The organism is Proteiniphilum sp. UBA1028 (assembly GCF_002316955.1).
Classification (GTDB): Bacteria; Bacteroidota; Bacteroidia; order Bacteroidales; family Dysgonomonadaceae; genus Proteiniphilum.
The window spans coordinates 34,919-38,053 of the sequence record NZ_DCEN01000033.1; the positions used below are offsets into that span (position 1 = coordinate 34,919).

The 3,135-nt window shown below is 45.0% G+C and carries 4 protein-coding genes; 1 reads left to right on the plus strand and 3 read right to left on the minus strand.

Annotation, left to right across the window (positions count from 1 at the left end; all coding sequences use genetic code 11):
• Positions 1 to 200 precede the first annotated feature (200 nt).
• On the plus strand, positions 201 to 974 hold the full coding sequence (locus tag B3Z75_RS04875; RefSeq protein ID WP_294068256.1) for a sulfite exporter TauE/SafE family protein: 774 nt from the start codon (positions 201 to 203) through the stop codon (positions 972 to 974).
• Positions 975 to 989: 15 nt separating this feature from the next.
• On the opposite strand, the gene B3Z75_RS04880 is transcribed toward B3Z75_RS04875, so the two are convergent.
• From B3Z75_RS04880 to B3Z75_RS04890, 3 genes are all read right to left on the minus strand, one after another.
• Entirely contained in the window at positions 990 to 1,550 is a 561-nt protein-coding gene (locus tag B3Z75_RS04880; protein WP_294068257.1) for a DUF4256 domain-containing protein, read from the minus strand.
• 82 nt (positions 1,551 to 1,632) lie between these two features.
• A complete protein-coding gene (locus B3Z75_RS04885) occupies positions 1,633 to 2,631 on the minus strand; it encodes a proline iminopeptidase-family hydrolase (RefSeq protein WP_294068258.1) in 999 nt (332 codons plus the stop codon).
• Positions 2,632 to 2,680: 49 nt separating this feature from the next.
• Positions 2,681 to 3,135 (minus strand): amidohydrolase family protein (locus tag B3Z75_RS04890; protein WP_294068259.1); only part of this gene is annotated, 455 nt, incomplete at its 5' end.

The following is a 3,135-nucleotide window of genomic DNA, read 5'->3' on the forward strand; positions in this document are numbered from 1 at the left end:
GTATTCTAACGGAGTTAAAAGAGAAAATTGACCACGGTGCCCAGCTTTTGGATGTACGCACGGTGGAAGAGTTCGATGCAGGGTATGCCAGGGTTCTGTGCACATTCCACTCTCCCTGCTCTCGAATAAGTTTAGAATCATTTATTTCACTTAAGCAAGCACACATCCTTTTTTAATTATGAATTTTATAATATGTTTGTATGGAGATAATAGTCATTTGTGTGGCGGCTTTTTTTACAGCCGTGTTGACGTTCTTTTCCGGCTTCGGGCTTGGAACAATATTAACCCCTGTCTTTGCAATATTTTTCCCGATTGATGTTGCCATTGCACTCACAGGCGTGGTACATTTCACCAATAACCTTTTCAAAATTGCACTGGTTGGCAGGAATACCGATAAAGCAGTTTTATTGCGTTTTGGAATTCCGGCAATATTTGCTTCGTTTGCAGGGGCATGGCTGTTGCTAAAAATTACCGTGCTCCCTACGCTTTTACATTACGAACTTTGGGGCAAGACTTTTGAGGTCACCCCCGTGAAGCTGATGATTGCCCTGTTGTTAATTCTGTTTTCGATACTTGAAATTACGCCTTCCTTCCAAAAAGTTCAATTCGGTAAAGACAAATTAGTATGGGGCGGAGTATTGAGCGGTTTTTTTGGTGGTCTATCCGGCATTCAGGGAGCCATACGCAGTGCATTCCTGATAAAAAGCGGTTTGTCAAAAGAGGCATACATTGCCACCGGCGTTGTTATTGCTTGTCTGGTCGATTTTACAAGACTTTCTGTTTATGCCACCCGGTTCACATCAGCAAACCTGCACGAAAATCTGATGCTTTTAATTTCGGCAACCCTGTCGGCAATTGCAGGGGCATATATGGGCAAAAGGGTGCTGAAAAAAGTAACCCTGCGAAGCATCCAACTCCTGGTAGCTGTCATGCTCATCTTTATTTCTCTGGCTTTGGGAATGGGCTTAATTTAAAATAACGCAACTTTCTCATACCTTAAGCATTCCCCTGAAGCCTCGTGCAGCGTAGTAGGATTCGGCTCCGTTGTGATAGATGAAGGTGCGCCCATATCGGGAATCGCCGAAAAGGGCACCGCCCCTTTCTCGCACGTCATCGGATGTGACTACCCAGCTGGAGGTCTTGGTGTCGAACTCTCCCAGTTTCTGGAGGTTGTTGTATTGCATTTCGTCCAACAGGTCAATGCCGATCTCCTTGGCCATGCCCAATGCACTGCCTTTGGGCTTGTTTTCCCTGCGTGATTTTAAGGCAGCCTCATCGTAGCATAGGCTCCGGCGACCTTTGGGACTTTCGGGCGAGCAGTCACAAAATATGTATTCCCCGGTTTTGGTATCATAACCTATTACATCGGGCTCTCCGCCGGTCTCCTCCATTTCGTTGAGCGACCACAGTTTGTCCTGATTATTTTCCAGTCTTTGTTGTACATCTCTCCACTTTACATTGGGATGGCGATGCATGTTTTGTTCGAAGCGCATTTTCAGGGTGGCAAACAGGCTGTCGGCTTGTTCGGGGGAAATAGTTGTCCGGTTCATATTCACGCATGTAAATTTGTAAATCGATCACTTCGCCCGCACATTGTTTGAGATGGTGGCGGGGTTGTTGTCTAACATTTATTTACCTGTTTTGGTTCGATCCGGATACTGATTGGATGCACGCGTCTGCCGATAATAAGAAATTACGCACTACCCGAACGTTTTCTTCTTCCGCATCCCACATGGTTATATGAGCCGAATTGGGAAATACATAATACTCGCTGCCGGCCACTTGTTCTGAAAAACTTTTAACCAGTTGGGGTCCCGATGTGTCGAATTCGCCGACAGTAAAGAGTGTGGGGACTCTGATCTTGGACAGATACGGGGTACTATTGTAATCTTTTAATGTACCAATGATTGAAATATCGCTTGGCCCCAGCATATAGTAGTTCAAGACTACGTTAAAGGTAGCCATAATGCTGTCAGTTTCTACCCTGTCCGGTTTTCGTGAACCATAGAGATCGTTGAACATGGTCAGGGCATCCTGATAGCGCAGATTTATATAGTCACTCGAGGAGTCGGCTTCAGCAACTGCTTTTTGTAATGAATCGGGCAGGGTTTTGAGAAGCAGTCTGCAATTCTCTTCATATGCCGGGACATCGAAGCAGGGACCTGCAAAGATAAGGGAGGCAACATGATCGGGAAAGGCTGCGTAATATTCAAGAGCGACCATCGTCCCGAAAGAATGCCCCAACAGATTCCATGTGTTGATACCCAACGCTTTTCGCAGCGAATCGAGTTCCGTCACTCTTTGCTCAATCGTGAACATGGTTGTGTCTTCCGTGTAGGTGGATTTTCCACTACCAAGCTGATCGTAACGAATGACCTGACGATCATTTCCCAATTCTTCAAATGGCTTTAGGTAAAAGCTGGAAGCACCGGGACCGCCGTGGATCAGGACAACCGGTATTCCGGTTCCGTTGCCGGATACTTTATACCATATTTTCCCTCCGGAAACGGGGAGATTCCCTTCACCCGTTTTCAGCAACGGTTTATTACATGAAACCAAACCCCAGCACAGAAAAGCCAATATGGAAACGACAAGGGACAGATCCCGACGCTGTTGCGCATTTTTTTTCATGATTGTATGTTTTGAAAGAAGTAAAATGTAAAATGAATCTTTTGACACATTATTTCATATACTGAACCATTGTCTCTTCCTTTTGAAGCATAGTATCCAAATCTGCTCTTGACAAATATCTACCTGCCCTGAATACTGCATTTATTTTTCGGGTGTTGTTGATGTTTTCCAGTGGATTTGCATCCAGGAGAACGAGATCGGCTTGTTTCCCCGGTTCCACGGTCCCTGTCTTATCAAGTACCCCCAGTACGGTTGCAGCGTTTTTTGTTGCAGCTTGTATAGCTTCCATTGGGGTCAAACCTGCTTTTACCAGCAAATTCAGTTCATCATGCAAACCAAAACCGGGAAAATTATACGGATTTGTCCAGCTCACATCCGTACCAGCTATCATGGGAACTCCTGCTTCACAAAGCAATTGAAGTATTTCAAAATTTTTTCCGATGATTTCTTTTGCGTACATAAAATCCTCATCACTTAATTTTGCACTCATCGGATTTGCACTCA